Below are 16,945 nucleotides of genomic sequence, written 5' to 3' on the forward strand. Positions count from 1 at the left end.
CCTTCCCAAGGCGAGCCTGGCGACCCGGCTGCGCGCTTTCCGCGAGAGCATCTGGGGACTGCTGCTGATCGTGGTGGTCATCGGCGGCATCTACACCGGCATCTTCACCGCCACCGAGGCGGCGGCGATGAGCGCCGTCTATGCCTTCTTCGTGGCGGTCTTCGTCTACCGCGACATGAAGATCAAGGACGTGCCGAAAACGCTGCTGGCCTCAGCCAACATGTCGGCGATGATCCTCTACATCATCACCAACGCGGTCCTCTTCTCCTTCCTGCTCACCTCCGAGCAGATCCCGCAGCAGCTCACTGACTGGATCACCGGCATGGGGCTGGGGACGGTCGGCTTCCTGATCATGGTCAACCTGCTGCTGCTGGCGGCCGGCAACTTCATGGAGCCCTCCTCGATCCTGCTGATTACCGCGCCGCTGCTCTTCCCGATGGCGATGCAACTGGGGATCGACCCGATCCACCTCGGGGTGGTGATGACGGTCAACATGGAGATCGGCATGATCACCCCGCCGGTCGGCCTCAACCTCTACGTGGCCTCGGGGATCTCCCGGCTGGGACTGACCGAAACGACCAAGGCGTGCGCCCCCTGGATACTGGTCATGCTGGCTTTTCTGATCCTGATCACCTACGTGCCGGCCATCTCCCTCTGGCTGCCTAACCTGCTGATGAAATAATCCGGCTCTCTTGCCGGCAACACAAAAAAAATCAGGCGGCGCCAACTACCCGGCGCCGCCTGATTCCCGTCCAACCCACCTTCATTCCAACCTTAGCCTTCGTCCCTGCCGAAATTGTGGAACTCGTTCAGATTGCTGAACTCGCCCCGGGCCAGGTATTCGTTGGGCGCATCGACGAAATCGTAGAGCTTGCGCAGACTCTCGAGTTCCCGCCGCTCCTCGGAGGCAATTCGGCGGAACAGTGCCCGGGTCGAGGCGATGTTGATGATGGCCCCCCGGCTTTGCCGCAATCTCCATCGAACCCTCCAGCTCCGAGTTCATTTGCTTTATTGATATCATTGTCTCGCCGCGAAACGAGAGATCAGAACGATCAGCCCCGTCGCGGCCAGGGCCAGCAGCAGGATGGCGAGGGCGGCCAGGGCGTTGTCGAGCAGGGCCGGGTCGACCAGCAGTACAAGCCCGAGCTGCAGCATCATCAGGCCGGAGACGAGCTTGAGCAGCCGCCCCTGCCATTCGCTCAGCTTCCTGGCGCCGAGGGTGAAGGTGAAGACCAGGACGATGGTGAGCAGCGGCACGACATAGACGGCGTTGTACAGGGCCAGGCAGGCGTAATACTGCCAGCGCTCCAGGTTGTGCAGGGTCAGCACGCGGGTGTAGACCATCGGAAAGCCGGCAGTGCAGAGGAGTTCGTAGCTGTTGGCGGCCACCGCCAGCACCACCGTCCCCAAAAGCACCGAGGGGAGCCGGTCTTCGGTCAGCAGGTGACGCATGCGTTTGAACAGCCGCGGCCTGGCGCTCTCTGGGATGGAGAGCGTCGGCCCCTGGTGAAAGAGGAAAAAGTCTTTGATGTTAAGTGCGGCGACCAGCAGGGCGACCGCGCCGGCCACCGTGGTCACCTGCTGCATCCGGCCGGCCAGCAGGAAGAGGTTGAGCCAGGCGGCCATGAAGAGATAATAGATCAGGCCGGAGAAGAAGACGAAGGTCCCGCCGACCAGCAGCATGACCCGCCGCGAGCGAAGATGGACCAGCAGGCTGAGCAGGAAGAGCAGGACGAAAAAGGCGCATGGGTTGAAGCTGTCGAGCAGGCCGAGGACGAGGGTGAAGACCGGCAGGGAGAGACTCTCGGGATCGATGTTGCCGAAGAAGGGCACCGCTACCGAAGCGCTTTCCCCCGGCGCCGACCGGGGAGCTTCGGTCGGCGCCGCGGTCGCCGGGGATTCAGCGACGGCGGCCAGGAGGTCGGGACAACCGGCCGCCAGACAGTGGGCCACCGTCGCTTCGATTTCACCGCCGATGCGGGGATTGAAGCCGAACCAGAGCCGGTCGCCGAGTACCGTGGCGGGCGTACTGACGACACCGCCCCCATGACGCTCGGCCAGCGCCAGCAGCAGCTCGAAGTTTTCACGCTGACGCCAGATCTCGTATTCCCGCACCTGCAGCTGCGGATAGCGCCGCTGCAACGCTTCGATGAACGGTTTTTCTTCGGCGCAGTGCGGGCAGTTGGCGGCCCAGAAAAAATGCAGGGTCAGTCCTGATTCGATGTCCCCCCGCCCCGCGGGAGCAGCGCCCGCGGCGAAGAGCGCTGCGCACAACAGCAGCCAGATCCGCATTGTCAGGCGTCCGACGCCGGTCATCACGGCCTCCTCTCCCCGGGTCCGCGCCGTTTCCCCCTGCCGGTTCAGCCATCAGTCTAGCAGAAATTCCACTTGCCGTTCCCCGCCGGAGTTCCCGTCAGCGCAGCGACCCGCCACATTTCCTGATAGAATTCATAAGCAAAGGCAGGGCGAAAGGACACGACCATGAAGCAGACGGATATCTTCTGGCAGACCGCCGACCAGGGCGAACGCCTGGATGAACTGACCACTGGCGACGAAACCCGCAAGGACCTTCCCCTGCGCCGGGACGTCCGCTCCCTGGGGAAGCTGCTGGGGGTGGTCATCCGCGAGCAGGAGGGGGAAGCGACCTACGAGGCGGAGGAGGAACTGCGCCGCCTGGCGATCCGTCACCGGGAGCTGCACGACAGCGGGGCCGAGGCGGAAAACCCGGAAGCTGCGGCCCTGCTGGCGCGCTCCGCCGAGATCATCGGCGGCATGACGGTGGCCGAGGCGCGCCGGATCGTCAAGGCCTTCGCCACCTTTTTCGAGCTCACCAACCTCGCCGAAACCAACCACCGCAAGCGGCGCAGCCGCGCCCACCGCGTCGCCGGCGGCCCGGACAAGCCGGGCTCGCTGCGAGCCACCCTGCGGCGCATGCGCGAGAACGGGATCGATGCCGGCCAGGCGCTGGCGTGGCTCGGGCGGGTGGAGGTCGTGCCGGTCTTCACCGCCCATCCCACCGAGGTCGCACGGCGGGTGGTCCTGTTCAAACGCCGGCGCATCGCCGAGGAGCTCGAGCGGCTCGACCGTCTCCCTCTGGCCGACACCGAGGCGGCCACCAGCCAGGAGTCCATTCTGGCCGAAATCACCGCCCTCTGGCAGTCGGATGAGGTGCGCCGGCGCCAGCCGACGGTCCTCGACGAGATCGCCATGGGCCTCGACCACTACAGCGTTTCGCTGCTCCCCCCCCTTGCCGCTTTCTATGAGGATGTGGCGCTGGCCTTCCGCGAAGTCTACGGGGCCGAGTTCGACCCGGCCGAACTGCCGACGGTGGTCCGCTTCGGCTCCTGGATCGGCGGCGACCGCGACGGCAATCCCTTCGTGACCGCCGCCTGCACCGGTGATGCCCTGCAGAAGGCCAGGGAGTTGATTGTCGCCGACTACCTCAATACCGTCGAGGGACTGCGGCGGCTGGCTACCTCCTCCACCTCGCAGGTCGGGGAGAGCGGGCCGCTGCGGGCGGCGCTGGAGCGCTACGCCGCCCTGCTGCCGCAAGCGGCCCGCGAGGCCGACACCCTGCCGGCGGGCGAGCTCTACCGGCGTCTTCTCGACATCATGCGCTACCGTCTGCGCCGCACCCTGCTGGAGCCGGGAGATGCGGCGGCCTATCCCGATACTGAAGCGCTGCTGGGCGACCTGGAGCTGCTCAGCCGCAGCCTGCAGAGCCAGAAGGGGGTGCGGCTGGCCCGCCGCCTGGTCGACCCGCTGCGGCGCAAGGTCGCCACCTTTGGCCTGCACCTGCACACCCTCGACATCCGCCAGCATGCCAGGGTCCACGGCCGGGCCGTGGCGGAGCTCGCCGCCGGCGCCGGCCACGCCGCCGATCCGGCCTCCCCCCTTCCCGCGCCCCCCTCGGCGCCGACCGCCGAGCTGCTCGAAACCCTGCGGGCATTGGCCCGGTTGAAGCGGGATTACCCGCCCGCGGCGATCCGCAGCTACGTCATCAGCGGCGCCTCGGCCGTGCAGGACGTCCTCTCCCTGGTCTGGCTCATGGAACTTTGCGGCGTGACCGTGGCCGGCAACCCGCAGGGTGGGGACCCGGGGCTGATGCCCGTGCCGCTCTTCGAATCGATCGAGGATCTGCGCAACGCCCCCGACATCTGCCGCACCCTCTGGACGAGCGAGTCCTACGCCCCCTACCTCGATTCCTGGGGGCGCTGGCAGGAGGTGATGCTCGGCTACTCCGACTCCAACAAGGACGGCGGCATGCTCACCAGCAGCTGGGAGATCTACAAGACCCACCGCGCCCTGCACCAGGTGGCGCAGGAGTGCGGCGTCCGGCTGCGCCTCTTCCACGGCCGCGGCGGCACCGTCGGCCGCGGCGGCGGACCGACCCACCGGGCGATCATCGCCCAGCCGGCTGGGGCCTTCTCCGGCGCCTTCAAGCTCACCGAACAGGGGGAGGTGATCAACTTCAAGTACGCCGACCCGGCCCTGGCGCAGCGCAACCTCGAGCTGATGGTCGCCGCCTCCCTCGAGGCCCTCACCCGCACCGGCCTCGTCAAGGCAACCGCCGAGGCGCCCTGGGAAGAGGCGCTGGAAGAGATGTCGGCGGCGGCCTTCGCCTGCTATCGGCAGAGAATCGCCGACAACCCCGACATCCTCCCCTACTTCGAACAGGCGACGCCGGTGCTCGAGTTCGAACTGGCCAAGATCGGTTCGCGCCCCTCCCGGCGCGGCCAGAGCCGGAACCTGGACGATCTGCGGGCCATCCCCTGGGGCTTCGGCTGGATCCAGAGCCGCCTGCTGGTCCCGGGATGGTTCGGCGTCGGCACCGCCCTCGAAGGTTTCGCCGCCCGCGGCGAGGCCGAGCGCGAACTGCTGCGGACCATGATGCGCCGTTTTCCCTTCTTCTTCGACATGGTACGCAACGTCGAGATGGCCCTGGCCAAGGTCGACCTCCCTCTGGCCCGGCAGTATGCCTCCCTGGTGGCCGACGACGGGCTGCGCGCGCGGGTCTTTACCCTGCTGGTCGACGAACTCCGGCGCACCCGGCGCATGATCCTGGCGGTCACCGGCCAGAGCCGCCTGCTGGAAACCAACTCCACCCTGGCCCGCAGCCTGCGCCTGCGCAACCCCTACGTCGACCCGATGAGCCTGATCCAGATCGAGCTGCTGCGGCGCAAGCGGCGCGGCGAGGAGAACGAGGAGCTCAACTACGTGCTCGCCGCCACCATCAACGGCATCGCCGCCGGCTTGCGCAATACGGGCTAGGGACAAATACGGTTCAGGGTCCAAAGTCCAGGGTCGAAAAAAAAGAAGGGAGAGGCGAACCTCTCCCTTCTCGTGTCTGCAGTATTGCGAACTTTGCCGATTACCGGAACTCGGCGCGCCGGTTCTGCGACCAGGCGTTCTCGTCCGAGCCGGCAGCGGCAGGACGCTCCTCGCCGTAGCTGATGCCGCTCAGGCGCTCGGCGGCAATGCCGAGGCTCACCAGAAAGTTTTTGGCGGCATCGGCACGGCGCTGGCCCAATGCCAGGTTGTACTCGTCCGAACCCCGCTCGTCGCAGTGCCCCTCAATGGTCAGACTGGCGGCCGGATGCTGCCGCAGCCACTCGGCGTTGCGGGCGAGAATCTCCCGCGACTGCGGCGTCAGCGTGTAGGCATCGAACTCGAAGAAAACCTTCTCCAGGTTCAGTACGGAGCCCGCCGGCGCCGCGGCTTCGTTCACCGGTTCGGTGCTGAGACCGGCCGGCGCCGGCACCGGCGTCTCGCTGCTGCCCGCCGCCTCGGTCAGGACCACCGGCGCCGCCGGAGCGGTCTCGGCGACGGGGGCCACAGGTTTCTTCGCGCAGGCAGTCAGGGTCAACAGGCAGGCAAAGGCGGCAAACAAAGAAATGGTCGATTTTTTCATGGCGTATTCATCCCTTTTCAGATTGGATTATTGGATCAGCGGCCCGGCCGCAATGAAAACATCCCGGCGTCAGCATTTCTGCCTGGTGGTCACGCAAGCTGGCCGGGGGACGCTTCAGTCCCCTCTATGACAGTTTGGAGGCAGGGATTTCAGGCCTGCTCGTCCGGTGGGATGAAGATGTCGAGGTAGACTTCAGGAAGGGTTTGACAGGGAAAGCAGGGCGTCAGCCTGGTCTCCAGGGGGAAGAATTCCAATTGCTGCTGAACCGCGCTGCAAAAGACGTCCCCCGTGGCGCGCTTGGTCTTCAGGCCGGAGGGTTTATGCTTGGCCTCTTCCGCGCTGATATGGGCTGTCTTGAAAAGGACGTCCTGAACCGGATAGACAAAGGTCTCGTCGCTGAAACTGCCGATACGGACAGTCAACAGCACCAGGATCAGGGAGACGGCGAGGATTTTTGCAGAGAAGTTCAGCAGGGGCATGGTCACTTACGGGCATCGAGAGGTGGATTCGGGCCAAGGATAAAAGCATCCCGGCGTGCTTGTCAACCGGATTCGCAAGATACTGAAATTGCCTTGCAATTACCTTCAGCATGCGGCGGGCGCCACCCCTGAAAAAAAAGACGCGCCGGCTAGGAGGGAATGCGCGGCGCGCCAAAAGTGAAGGGCGAAACAAGAGGCTTTGTTTCGTCTCAAGCCTAGCCCGCCGACGGCGCCGGCGCCACGTGGAAATCCGCATAAACCGGCGACCGGGACAACAGCTCTCGACTGTGCATAAGCGCAGGCGCAGCGGCCAGCCATTGACAGCCTCGGCAAAGGTGGGAAACTATTGGAGAATTGTGGCCATGGCGAGGCGGCCGGCGGTGCCGGCAGGTCCTGCCGGAAAGAGGTAACCATGCATCTGCCAGGGTTCGTCCTGCTGGCTGTCCTGAGCCTGCTGACTGCCTGCGGTGAAAAGCCGCCCAGCTACTATCAGGGCTACGCCGAAGGAGAGTTCGTGCAGGTCGCCGCCCCCATCGGCGGCAGGCTTGAGCGGTTGGCCGTGCGCCGCGGCGAGACGGTACGGGCCGGCGAGCTCCTCTTCAGCCTCGAGCATGCGGCCGAATCCGCGGCGGTGGCCGAAGCGCAGAAGAATCTCGAACAGGCCGAAAACCTCCTGAACGATCTGCTCAAGGGCGAGCGGCCGAGCGAACTGGCGGCGCTGGCGGCGCGCCTGGAGCAGGCGCGGGTGGCCCGCGACCTTTCCCGCGTCGAACTGGAGCGCCGGCAGGACCTGTACGAAGCGAATGTCCTCTCGGCCGAAGAGCGGGATCGCGCCCGCACCGCCTTCCACCGCGACGAAGCGGCGGTGGCCGATCTGGAAGCGCAACTGCGTACCGCCCGGCTCGGCGCCCGCAGCGACCGGATCGAGGCCGCCCGGGCCGAAACGGAAGCCGCCCGGGCCAGGCTCGAGCAGGCCCGCTGGGCACTGGCGCAGAAGAGCCAGAGCGCCGGGGCGGACGCATCCGTTTTCGATACCATCTTCGAGGTTGGGGAGTTCGTGCCGGCTTCCCTGCCGGTGGTCACCCTGCTGCCGCCCGGGCAGATCAAGGTCCGCTTCTTCGTCCCGGAGCCGGCGGTCGGCACGCTGCGGATCGGGCAGAGGGTCGCCGTCACCTTCGACGGCAGCGGCGGGGCAATCGACGCCGTGATCGTTTTCATCTCCCCCCGGGCCGAGTTCACCCCGCCGCTCATCTACAGCCGCGAGACCCGGGCGAAGCTGGTTTTTCTGGTCGAGGCGCGTCCCGCCCCCACCGACGCCCCCCGGCTGCATCCCGGTCAACCGGTGGAAGTGCGTCTGGAGGCGCCGCCGTGACCGAGGACTCGCCCGCCATCGAGGTCGAGGGGCTGACCAAGGCCTTTGGCGAAAAAGTCGCGGTCAACGGGCTCTCCCTGCGCATCGAGCGGGGGGAGATCTACGGTTTTCTCGGCCCCAACGGCAGCGGCAAGACCACCTTCCTCCGCATGCTCTGCGGCCTGTTGCGCCCGGACGCGGGAAGCGGCACCTGCCTCGGATTCGACATCGTCGCCGAAGCCGACCGCATCCGTCCGCACATCGGTTACATGGCGCAACGTTTCTCTCTCTACGAGGACCTCAGCGTCCGCGAAAACCTCGACTTCATGGCCCGCATCTACGGCATCGCCGACCGCAAAGCCAGAGTCGGCGAAACCATGGAACACATGGGCCTCGCCCGTTTTGCCGGCCAGCTCGCCGGCACTCTGTCGGGCGGCTGGAAGCAGCGACTGGCCCTGGCCGCCTGCCTGCTGCACGAGCCCCGCTTGCTGTTGCTCGACGAACCGACCGCCGGGGTCGACCCCAAGGCCCGGCGCGACTTCTGGGACGACGTTTACGCCCTCTCCGCCCGCGGCATTACTGCCCTGATCAGTACCCACTATATGGATGAGGCCGAACGCTGCCACCGCCTCGCCTATCTCGCCTACGGCGACCTCCTCGCCGCCGGCACCGCGGAGGAGATCATCGCCGACGTGGGCCTTTCCACCTGGGCGGTCTCGGGCCGCCGGATGCACGAACTGGCGGAGGAGCTCAGGGCGCTTGCCGGGGTGGAGCAGGTCGTCCCCTTCGGCAACACCCTGCATGTGTCAGGCCGCGACGCCGGGCGGCTGGAGGCGAGCCTCACCCCCTTCATGGGCGGTGCGTACCGCTGGGAGCGGATGGCCTCCGGACTGGAGGAGGTCTTCATCCACCTCATGCGCCGGTCGGAAGGGGGTGACTGATGGCCGGCCGCATCTTCTCCCTGCACCGTTTCGCCGCTGTCATCGGCAAGGAGTTCGTGCAGATGCGCCGCGACCGGCTGACGTTCGCCATGATGATCGGCATCCCGATCGCCCAGATGATCCTTTTCGGCTTCGCCATCAACTCCGACCCGAAAAATCTCCCCACCGCCGTCCAGCTCGCCGACCATGGCCCCTACGCCCGCACTGTGGTGGCCGCCATGCAAAACAGCGCCTACTTCAGGGTGGTGCGCACTGCGGCAAGCGAGGCCGAGGCGGACCGCCTGCTGGCAACCGGCAAAGTACAGTTCGTCCTCTCCGTCCCCGAGGACTTCTCCCGCCGCCTGCTGCGCGGCGAGGGGCCGACGCTGCTGCTTACCGCCGACGCCACCGATCCGGCAGCGACCAGCAACGCCGTCGGCGCCTTCCGGCAGCTGGCCGAGGCAGCCCTGGAGCGTGACCTGCAGGGAGGGGCGGAGCACCTGCTGCGCGCCGGGCCGCCCGTGGAGGTAATCGTTCACCCTCGCTACAACCCCGAAGGGGTCACCCGCTACAACATCGTCCCGGGGCTGATCGGCGTGGTGCTGACCATGACCCTGGTGATCATCACCGGCCTCGCCGTCACCCGCGAGCGGGAGCGCGGCACCATGGAGAACCTCCTCTCCACGCCGGTCAAACCGGCGGAGGTGATGATGGGGAAGATTGTCCCTTACATCCTGGTCGGCTACGTCCAACTCGGCATCATCCTCGGCGCCGCCCGCTTCCTCTTCGAGGTGCCGATGACCGGCAGCATCCCGCTGCTGTTGGCGCTGTCGCTGGTCTTTATCGCCGCCAACCTCGGGGTGGGACTCACCTTTTCGACCCTGGCCCGCAACCAGCTGCAGGCGATGCAGATGTCGTTCTTTTTCTTTCTCCCCTCGATGCTCCTCTCCGGCTTCATGTTCCCCTTCCGCGGCATGCCGGAATGGGCACAGATGCTCGGCGAGGTGCTGCCACTCACCCACTTCCTGCGCATTGTCCGCGGCATCCTGCTCAAGGGGAACGGCCTGGCGCAGATCCTGCCGGAGCTGTGGCCGATCGCCCTTTTTCTCGCCGTGGTGCTCACCATCGGCCTCAAGCGCTACCGGCGGACACTGGATTGAGACCGCTCAGGACTTGGATTTCCCGGGATGGAGTCAGAGATGAAAGCGGTGATTATCGACAGGTACGGCGGCAATGAGGTGGTCGAGGTCAGGGAGGCACCGCTGCCGACGCCGGGACCGGAGGATGTGCTGATCAGGGTCCGCGCGGCATCGGTCAACCCGGTGGACTGGAAGATCCGCAGCGGCATGTTGAAGGTCTTGACCGGCCGGTCTTTCCCGAAGATCCTCGGCTGCGAATGCGCGGGGGAGGTGGCCGAAACCGGTGCCGGCGTGAAGCGTTTCCAAAAGGGGGACCAAGTCATCGGCTATCCGGGGATTAAACGCCTGGCCGCATTTGCGGAGTACGTCTGCGTCCAGGAACGGTACACCTTTCCCCAGCCGGAAAACATCACTTGCGAGCAGGCTGCCACCCTCCCCATTGCCGGGCTCACCGCCCTGCAGGCGCTCCGTCACCTGGGCCCCATTCCTGCCGGGCACGAGGTTCTGATCAACGGGGCCGCGGGGGGCGTCGGCACCTTTGCCGTCCAGATCGCCAGAATCGCCGGTACCAGGGTCACTGCCGTCTGCAGCGCCGCCAACGCCGATCTGGTGCGGAACCTCGGCGCCGAGCAGGTAATCGATTACAGCCGGGAGGATTTCACGCAGGGCACCCATTGCTACGACTTCATCTTCGATGCCGTTTCGAAACGGTCCTTTGCCGAGTGCAAGCGCGTTCTCGCTCCGCATGGGCTCTATGTCACCACTCTCCCCACCCCTTCGGTTCTCCTCAACCAGTACCTGACCGGCCTTCTGCGCCGCAAGAGAGCCCTGGCCATCATGGTCAGACCCAACGCCGAGGACATGGCGTGGCTGACGGGCCAGATCACGGCCGGCCGGCTCAGGGTCGTCCTTGACCGGGTCTATCCCCTGGAGGAGGCCAGAGAGGCCCTCGCCTACAGCGAGACGGGAAGGGCGAGAGGAAAAGTCGTGCTGCGGGTCGGTCGGGGATGACCAAAGCGGACAGAATCCTCCCTTCTCCCGGTATCATCAGCCCTTCGGCCCCCGCGGGCGACGCGGGCTAGCGAGGCATCGCGACCCAGGTCGGGGTCCCATCCTCCCATTTGTTGTGGGTCAGCCGCACCACCAGCCCGTCGGCCAGGCGCACCGCATAGAGTTCGCCGTAAGGCTGCGGGTTGAAGACCGGCAGGAGCGGTTCCTCATCGTTCAGCCCGCCGCGCTGCGAGGAGAACACCAGCCAGCGGCCGTCGGGCGAGAACGCCGGGTGGGTGTCGAAGCCGGGGCTGTGAGTTATCCGTCGCAGCTCGCCGGGTTTTCCCTCTGGCCCCAGATCGAGGAGGTAGATTTCGTGGTCCCCCTCCCGGTTGGAGGTGAAGGCGACCTGCTTGCCATCGGGGGAGAAGGCCGGCATGGTGTCGGTGGCTTCGTGGCGGGTCAGCCGCCGCAGGTTGGTCCCGTCGGCGTTCATCAGGTAGAGCTCATGGTTGCCGTCGCGGCCGCTGCGAAAGACGATCTGCCGGCCGTCCGGCGAGAAATGCGGAAAACCGTTGTTGGCGGCCACGCCGCCGGTCAGGTTCACCGCCTGGCTGCCGTCGGGGCGCAGCTTCCAGATATCGACGGTTGTCGAGGGTTTGGCGAAGGTCGGCCCCACGGCACAGACGATCCATTTCCCGTCCTGCGACCAGTGCGGCCGCCAGACCGGCTCGCGGGGCGGGTCGAACACCGTCTGCTGCCCGCTGCCGTCGAGGAGGGAGAGGATGAGGCGCTCGAAGTGCTCGCTGAACACCAGTCGCGCCCCCGTGGGGTCGAAGGCGGGAAAGGCGCCGCGGATAGCCCAGAGCTCCAGCAGGCGGTCGGGCAGCTGCACCTGCAGCCGGTTGTCGGCCAGGAACGGCCCGGGAACGGGAGACCCCAGCGACGGCACCGGCTCGACCTCGCCGCTGCCGTGGCAGAGCAGGCGGCCGGACCCGGGATCGAAGGCCGGCGCCCAGTACTCGCGCTGTCGGTCGCTTTCGTAGCGCCGGTCCGAACCGTCGGCCGCCACCGAAACGATCAGCCATCGCCCGTCCTGCCGGGCGGCAAACGCCAGGCGCCCCTCGGGCGAGACGGCCGGGGAGAGGGCAGGCCCGGTAGCGACCTGCTGCTGCCCGAAGCCGTCGGCCCGCATCCGGTAGATGCCGGCTCCGGCCTCCCGCTGCGAGTAGAAAAAGATCGACTCCCCGTCCCGGGACCAGGCGGGAGAGCCGTCCCAGCCTTCGGCATGGGTCAGTCTTCGGATTTCCGAACCGTCGGCCCGCATCAGGTAGAGCTCGCTCATCCGGTAGCCGTCGCGGTCGCTGGCGAAGGCAATCTGCCGGCCGTCGGGGGAGAAGGCCGGGTTGAAATCGCCCCCCGGGTGCCGGGTCAGGTTCACCGCCGGCGCCGACACCTCCGGTCCCTCGGGCCGAAAAGGCATCAGGTAGATATCGGCGTTGCCGTCGCGGGTGCCGACGAAGGCCAGCCACTGGCCATCGGGGGAAAAGGCCGGGGCATCCTCCATGGCCTCGCTGTCGGTCAACAGTCTGGGCGGGCTGCCGGGGTTCCGCAGGTCCAGAGCGAACAGGTCGGGGTGGCCCCGCCGCTCGGAGCAGAAGACGACCCACCGGCCGTCGGGAGAGAAGACCGGATTGTAGTCCGGGGCCGGGTGGCTGGTCAGCCGCCGCGGCGGCTGGCCGGGGGTTTCGAAGAGATACAGATCGGTGTTAGCCGGACGGAAGGTGGTATGGACGATGCGCTCCCGGAGCGGCTCGGCCGCCTGCCCGGCCGGCACCGCGGCCATCAGCAGCGCGAAGATGAATCCGCAGATTTTGATCGTTCGCCGGCGCCCGGCGAAATACGGACGTTTCATCAGGGCCTCCCTCTGCTCCCGGGAAAACATCAAGGTTTCCCGGGAAAAAGCAGTTCTCGGAGCGAGGGGCCTTCTACGTCCAGTATAGCGCTGCCCGGAGGGGGGTGGTGAGGGGGAAGTTTTCCGGAAAATAGCGGGCGGGGTGGTGTGCCCCGCCTGCTGCCGGAGGTTGCCGTTAGTTGACCTTGACTTCCGCCATCGGCTTGCCGCAGACGCAGTTGCCCGGGTTCTGGCTGATCGAGCCGCAGTCGCAGGTGGGCCCGCAGGCGCAGGCGAACTTGCCGACGGTTTTGAAAGTCCGTTCGGCGGCGGCGATTTTGATGACGGCGGTTCCTGCGCCGACCTTCGTCACCGTCCCCTGGACCATCTCCTTGCCACAGGTGCAGTTGCCCGGCTTGCGGGCCATGCTGTCGCAGGGACATTTCTCGCCGCAGTTGCAGACGAAGAGCTGATCGCCGACCTTGAGCTCCATCTTGCTGGGTTCGGCGGCGACGACGGCAAAAGCCAGAGCCAGAACCAGCGCCAGGGCCACTGTAACCACTTTCTTCATGACCATTCTCCTTTGCGTGCGGGTTGGATAAAATTAACAGTGACCATGTTATAACGTTTTTTGCCTTTTGCAAGGGAGCGTCTATCCATGATTTGGCTGTCGAGTCCCGTTTGTGGTAAGATAATTACGGGTTGAAAGAGTTCTTTGAAAATCGGGGATGTGGGTCTTTCTCTTGAAAAGCCGTGGATGGGGTACTCCCGATGAAAAGGGTGTTCTCATCCTGGGCAAGTTGACGGTCGTGGTGTTCCGCTTGACAGCGGGACCAAGGGGAGTCTCTCCTGCCACCGCCGGACAAACGGGGGAAAGCAGCCCGCATCTCTGATGAGATACGGATGCAATGCGGTATGACGCCGGAAGCCTCGGCTTCTCGATCGTCGACCGGATTTCAAAGGTTTTTCTTCCGACCGACAGCAAGCAGGAGTCCTTCGGAGAAAACCGGAGAATTCCTGTCTGACGAAGTGGCGTCAGGTTCACCGTGATTGCGTCCGCATCTCGATTTTCCCGACCCCGGCCGTAAGGCCGGGGTTTTGATTTTCCGGCTCACCTCCCGACGCCAGTCGCCCCCTTGCAGAAGGCGGCCAGCAGTTGCCAGGTGTAATCGAAGTCGCTCAGCCGGCAGGTGCTGAACGGCGAGTGGATGTAGCGGCACGGCACCGAAACGACCCCGGTGAGCACGCCGCCACGCGACTGGTGGATGGCTCCCGCATCGGTCGAGCCGTACGAGGGGGTTTTGATCTGGTAGGGGATCCCTTCGCGCTCGGCAGTGCGCTCCAGCGCCTGCACCATGGTGCGCGGCGCGATGAAGCTGTTGTCGGCGACGGTGATGGCCGGCCCCTGCCCCTGACTGGACGGCCGGCGCGTCGGCGGCACGCCGGGCATGTCGGCGGCAGCGGTCCCTTCCAGCGCAATCGCCATGTCGGGTTCGATCTGATACGAAGCTGTGCGCGCCCCGATCAGTCCGCGCTCCTCGGCGACGACGAAGGCGGCGACAACGGTCGCCTCCAGATCGACGCCCTGCAGCGCTTCGAGCGTCCGGACGATGACCGCGCACCCGGCCCGGTCATCGAGCGCCTTGGCCGCCAGCGTCTCCCGGCCGAGGCGACGGCAGGGGTAGTGCAGGACCATCGGATCGCCGATGGAGATGCCCATCTCCTCGCGCACCTCCTGCCGGCTCGTCGCCCCGACGTCGAGAAACAGCTCCTCCAGCGGGATGACCTTCTCGCGGTCGGCCGGCTTGAGGATGTGCGGCGGCTGGGTGCCGACGACCCCTTCGATGCGGCGGCCGGCGCGGTTCACGATCGTCAGCAGGTGGCTGGGGAGCAGGCGCTGGTCCCAGCCCCCGATCGGCGCCAGGCTGATGAATCCCTGCTCGTCGATGTGCTGCACCAGAAAACCGACCTCGTCCATGTGCGCATCGAGCAGCAGCTTGAAGCCGGACCTGCCGCGCCGCAAGGCGATCAGGTTGCCCAGGGTGTCGACCCGCAGCTCGTCGACGAACGGCTCGACCAGCTCGGCGATCGCCTCGCGCACCGGCGCTTCAAACCCCGACACCCCGGGGCTGTTGCAAAGTCTTTCCAGCAATGTGTAGGAATCCATGCTCACCTCCGCTTCTCATCTCGGACCGATGCTCACAGTTTACCAGCGGCTGCCGGCCGCCGCTGGCCCGTCCGGAAAATTCAGTTGTCGGAAACGCTTCGCTTATTCCGGTCTGTACGCCTGGATCCAGGTGGATGACCGGAAACCGCATCAATCCTGGGAAAGGGATATAATAATTTTCATAGAAGGCATACTCTTTTTCCTGCTTGGAAAACAGAGGAGAGGCAGCCTGTCCGTGAACCCGACACTGTGCATCCCGGAAGGAGGCGCCCATGGGAATCCGATATCGTTTTCTTGTCATACCGGCTTTCGTACTTGTGCTCGCCCTCGCCGGTTGCGGCGGCAACGGTGGCGGCAGCGGCGGTCAGACCGCAACCCTGCAGAGCACCACCCAGGCCCTCGGCGGTGAGGCGGCCATTCAGGATTTGACGACGCAGCGGATCGTGGCCTCCGGCCAGTGGTTCGAACCCGAACAGACTTTCCAGCCGGGCGATCCGCCGCTGCCGGTATCGACCTTCAGCTATACCCTCAACCAGGATCTTGCGGGCGACCGCTTCCGTTTCGACTGGAAACGGGAGGTCACCTTCCCCTTCGTCCAGAGCCTTGACTATGCCGAGGTCATCGACGGCAACCTGGGGCTGGTCGAAGGCGTCGACAGCCTGGCCGGGGCGGCGACCGCCGGCATGCCTTCGGTCCGGCTGGCCACCATCCGCAAGCTCCACCGGCTGAACTCGCCCCTGCTGCTCCTGCGCTCAGCCCTGGCAAACCCGCCGGAGTCCTTCGAGACGCGGCCCGACGAGCTGTTCGCCGGCCGGACCCACCAGGTGTTCGCCCTCACCGCGGAACCGGTGAGCCCGGTGCGGCTGTTCGTCGATCCCTTGACCTCGCTGCCGTCCAAGGCCGACACCCTGCAGGACGACCCCTATTACGGCGACACCCTCTACGAGGTGCTGTACGAGGACTGGCGCCCCGTCGGCACGGTGATGGTGCCGCACCGGCTGACGCTCCGGCTGACCGGTTTGGGGCGCACGGTGACCGTGCGCACCGAGGAGCGCTCGGCGGTGGAGAACGACGTGGCGCTGGCCGACGACCTCTTCGCCATCCCGGTGGAACTGCAGCTCCCCTTCGATGCCGCCGACGCCCGGCGCGGCGAACAGATGGCCCAGTGGTTCCTGCGGCGCCAGGCCATCGGCATCCCGACTTACGCGGATCAGGGCCTATCCCTGATCTTCGCGGAGACGCGGCCGGGCTCGGGAGTCTATTTCGCCACCGGCGGCAGCCACAACACCCTGATCGTGGAAATGGCCGACCACCTCATCGCTCTGGAGCCCCCTCTCTATGAAAGCCGCTCCCAAGCCGTGATCGCCGCGGCCAAAGAGCGCATCCCGGGGAAGCCGATCCGGTTCGTGGTCGTCAGCCACTTCCATGTCGACCACGGCGGCGGGATCAGGGCCTACGCCGCGGAAGGCGCCTCGGTGGTGGTGGGAGAGGCGATCCGCGCCCACTTCGAAGCCATTCTCGCCGCGCCCCACACCCTGGTTCCCGACGCCCTGCAGAGCGCCGGCATCCCCACCACCGTGATCGGCGTCCCGGCGACCGGGATGACCTTCACCGACGGCGTCCGCACGCTGGGGGTTTTCCCCGTCCAGGGGCAGGAGCACGCCGCCGGGTACGTGCTCTCCCACGTCGCCGGGGAGGACCTGGCCTTCGACAGCGGCGACCTCTTCAGTCCGCCCGGGGGAGCGGTGGCCGTGAGCACCCTGCCGGCGGCGCTGCGCCAGACCTTCCAGGCCTTCAACCTGCCGGTGCGCGCGATCGCCGGCGCCCATGGCTCCATCTCCAGCGTCGAGCAGGACCTCATCCCCCTGCCGACCGGTTTCCGCCCCGAGGGGGTGGCCGTGGCCGGCAATGCCCTCTTCGTCGGCTCCATCCCCACCGGGCGGGTGCTGCGCGCCGACCTCACCACCGGCCAGAGCCGGATCCTGGTCGACCCGGCGGCGGGCCGCAGCGCCATCGGCCTCAAGGTCGACGGTCAGGGGCGTCTCTTCGTCGCCGGCGGGGCGACGGGTGAGGCCACCATCTACGACGCCGAGA

Annotated in this window: 14 protein-coding genes; 7 read left to right on the forward strand and 7 right to left on the reverse strand. The window is 66.4% G+C overall.

Annotated features, from left to right (window positions below; translation table 11 throughout):
- Positions 1–682: TRAP transporter large permease subunit (locus VD811_11620; GenBank protein ID HXV21622.1), on the forward strand; the 682-nt coding region annotated here is incomplete at its 5' end.
- 92 nt (positions 683–774) lie between these two features.
- Here the strand turns inward: VD811_11620 and VD811_11625 are convergent.
- Positions 775–972 (reverse strand): hypothetical protein, encoded by a 198-nt coding sequence (locus VD811_11625; GenBank protein HXV21623.1) that lies wholly within the window; start codon positions 970–972, stop codon positions 775–777.
- A 45-nt stretch (positions 973–1,017) separates the two neighbouring features.
- The gene (locus VD811_11630) at positions 1,018–2,316 is read right to left on the reverse strand and encodes a thioredoxin family protein (GenBank protein ID HXV21624.1); all 1,299 of its coding nucleotides are present in this window, start codon (positions 2,314–2,316) and stop codon (positions 1,018–1,020) included.
- A gap of 165 nt (positions 2,317–2,481) precedes the next feature.
- Here VD811_11630 and VD811_11635 point away from each other — a divergent pair, with 165 nt between their 5' ends.
- On the forward strand, positions 2,482–5,271 hold the full coding sequence (locus VD811_11635; protein ID HXV21625.1) for a phosphoenolpyruvate carboxylase: 2,790 nt from the start codon (positions 2,482–2,484) through the stop codon (positions 5,269–5,271).
- 100 nt (positions 5,272–5,371) lie between these two features.
- On the opposite strand, the gene pal is transcribed toward VD811_11635, so the two are convergent.
- Together pal and VD811_11645 are read right to left on the reverse strand one after the other, a co-directional pair.
- Positions 5,372–5,911: a peptidoglycan-associated lipoprotein Pal gene (gene pal / locus VD811_11640; GenBank protein ID HXV21626.1), complete on the reverse strand. Its 540-nt coding sequence runs from the start codon at positions 5,909–5,911 to the stop codon at positions 5,372–5,374.
- Positions 5,912–6,060: 149 nt separating this feature from the next.
- Positions 6,061–6,396 (reverse strand): hypothetical protein, encoded by a 336-nt coding sequence (locus VD811_11645; GenBank protein ID HXV21627.1) that lies wholly within the window; start codon positions 6,394–6,396, stop codon positions 6,061–6,063.
- A gap of 406 nt (positions 6,397–6,802) precedes the next feature.
- On the opposite strand from VD811_11645, the gene VD811_11650 reads away from it, so the two are divergent.
- From VD811_11650 to VD811_11665, 4 genes are read left to right on the forward strand one after another with little or no spacing between them, the layout of a single operon-like run.
- A complete protein-coding gene (locus VD811_11650; protein HXV21628.1) occupies positions 6,803–7,762 on the forward strand; it encodes an HlyD family efflux transporter periplasmic adaptor subunit in 960 nt (319 codons plus the stop codon).
- Positions 7,759–8,682: an ABC transporter ATP-binding protein gene (locus VD811_11655; protein HXV21629.1), complete on the forward strand. Its 924-nt coding sequence runs from the start codon at positions 7,759–7,761 to the stop codon at positions 8,680–8,682. Before VD811_11650 ends, VD811_11655 begins: the two co-directional genes overlap by 4 nt.
- The gene (locus VD811_11660; GenBank protein ID HXV21630.1) at positions 8,682–9,821 is read left to right on the forward strand and encodes an ABC transporter permease; all 1,140 of its coding nucleotides are present in this window, start codon (positions 8,682–8,684) and stop codon (positions 9,819–9,821) included. The genes VD811_11655 and VD811_11660 overlap by 1 nt, the downstream gene beginning before the upstream one ends.
- Positions 9,822–9,860: 39 nt before the next feature.
- A complete protein-coding gene (locus VD811_11665; GenBank protein ID HXV21631.1) occupies positions 9,861–10,811 on the forward strand; it encodes an NAD(P)-dependent alcohol dehydrogenase in 951 nt (316 codons plus the stop codon).
- 67 nt (positions 10,812–10,878) lie between these two features.
- Here VD811_11665 and VD811_11670 read toward each other — a convergent pair whose 3' ends face one another.
- The 3 genes from VD811_11670 to VD811_11680 all read right to left on the reverse strand — a co-directional run bounded on the left by VD811_11670 (position 10,879) and on the right by VD811_11680 (position 14,851).
- The gene (locus tag VD811_11670) at positions 10,879–12,705 is read right to left on the reverse strand and encodes a hypothetical protein (protein HXV21632.1); all 1,827 of its coding nucleotides are present in this window, start codon (positions 12,703–12,705) and stop codon (positions 10,879–10,881) included.
- A 175-nt stretch (positions 12,706–12,880) separates the two neighbouring features.
- Positions 12,881–13,255, reverse strand: a complete 375-nt coding sequence (locus tag VD811_11675) for a hypothetical protein (protein ID HXV21633.1) — start codon at positions 13,253–13,255, stop codon at positions 12,881–12,883.
- 540 nt (positions 13,256–13,795) lie between these two features.
- Positions 13,796–14,851, reverse strand: coding sequence for a M42 family metallopeptidase (locus VD811_11680; protein ID HXV21634.1), 1,056 nt, complete (start codon positions 14,849–14,851; stop codon positions 13,796–13,798).
- 272 nt (positions 14,852–15,123) lie between these two features.
- Here VD811_11680 and VD811_11685 point away from each other — a divergent pair.
- Positions 15,124–16,945 (forward strand): MBL fold metallo-hydrolase (locus tag VD811_11685; protein HXV21635.1); only part of this gene is annotated, 1,822 nt, incomplete at its 3' end.

The organism is Desulfuromonadales bacterium (assembly GCA_035620395.1).
GTDB lineage: Bacteria > Desulfobacterota > Desulfuromonadia > Desulfuromonadales > DASPGW01 > DASPGW01.

Excerpts from the sequence above, each read along its gene's own strand:
- VD811_11630 (HXV21624.1), bottom strand. The coding sequence starts at position 2,316 with ATGACCGGCGTCGGACGCCTGACAATGCGGATCTGGCTGCTGTTGTGC.
- VD811_11635 (HXV21625.1), top strand. The coding sequence starts at position 2,482 with ATGAAGCAGACGGATATCTTCTGGCAGACCGCCGACCAGGGCGAACGC.
- pal (HXV21626.1), bottom strand. The coding sequence starts at position 5,911 with ATGAAAAAATCGACCATTTCTTTGTTTGCCGCCTTTGCCTGCCTGTTG.
- VD811_11650 (HXV21628.1), top strand. The coding sequence starts at position 6,803 with ATGCATCTGCCAGGGTTCGTCCTGCTGGCTGTCCTGAGCCTGCTGACT.
- VD811_11660 (HXV21630.1), top strand. The coding sequence starts at position 8,682 with ATGGCCGGCCGCATCTTCTCCCTGCACCGTTTCGCCGCTGTCATCGGC.
- VD811_11665 (HXV21631.1), top strand. The coding sequence starts at position 9,861 with ATGAAAGCGGTGATTATCGACAGGTACGGCGGCAATGAGGTGGTCGAG.
- VD811_11670 (HXV21632.1), bottom strand. The coding sequence starts at position 12,705 with ATGAAACGTCCGTATTTCGCCGGGCGCCGGCGAACGATCAAAATCTGC.
- VD811_11675 (HXV21633.1), bottom strand. The coding sequence starts at position 13,255 with ATGAAGAAAGTGGTTACAGTGGCCCTGGCGCTGGTTCTGGCTCTGGCT.
- VD811_11680 (HXV21634.1), bottom strand. The coding sequence starts at position 14,851 with ATGGATTCCTACACATTGCTGGAAAGACTTTGCAACAGCCCCGGGGTG.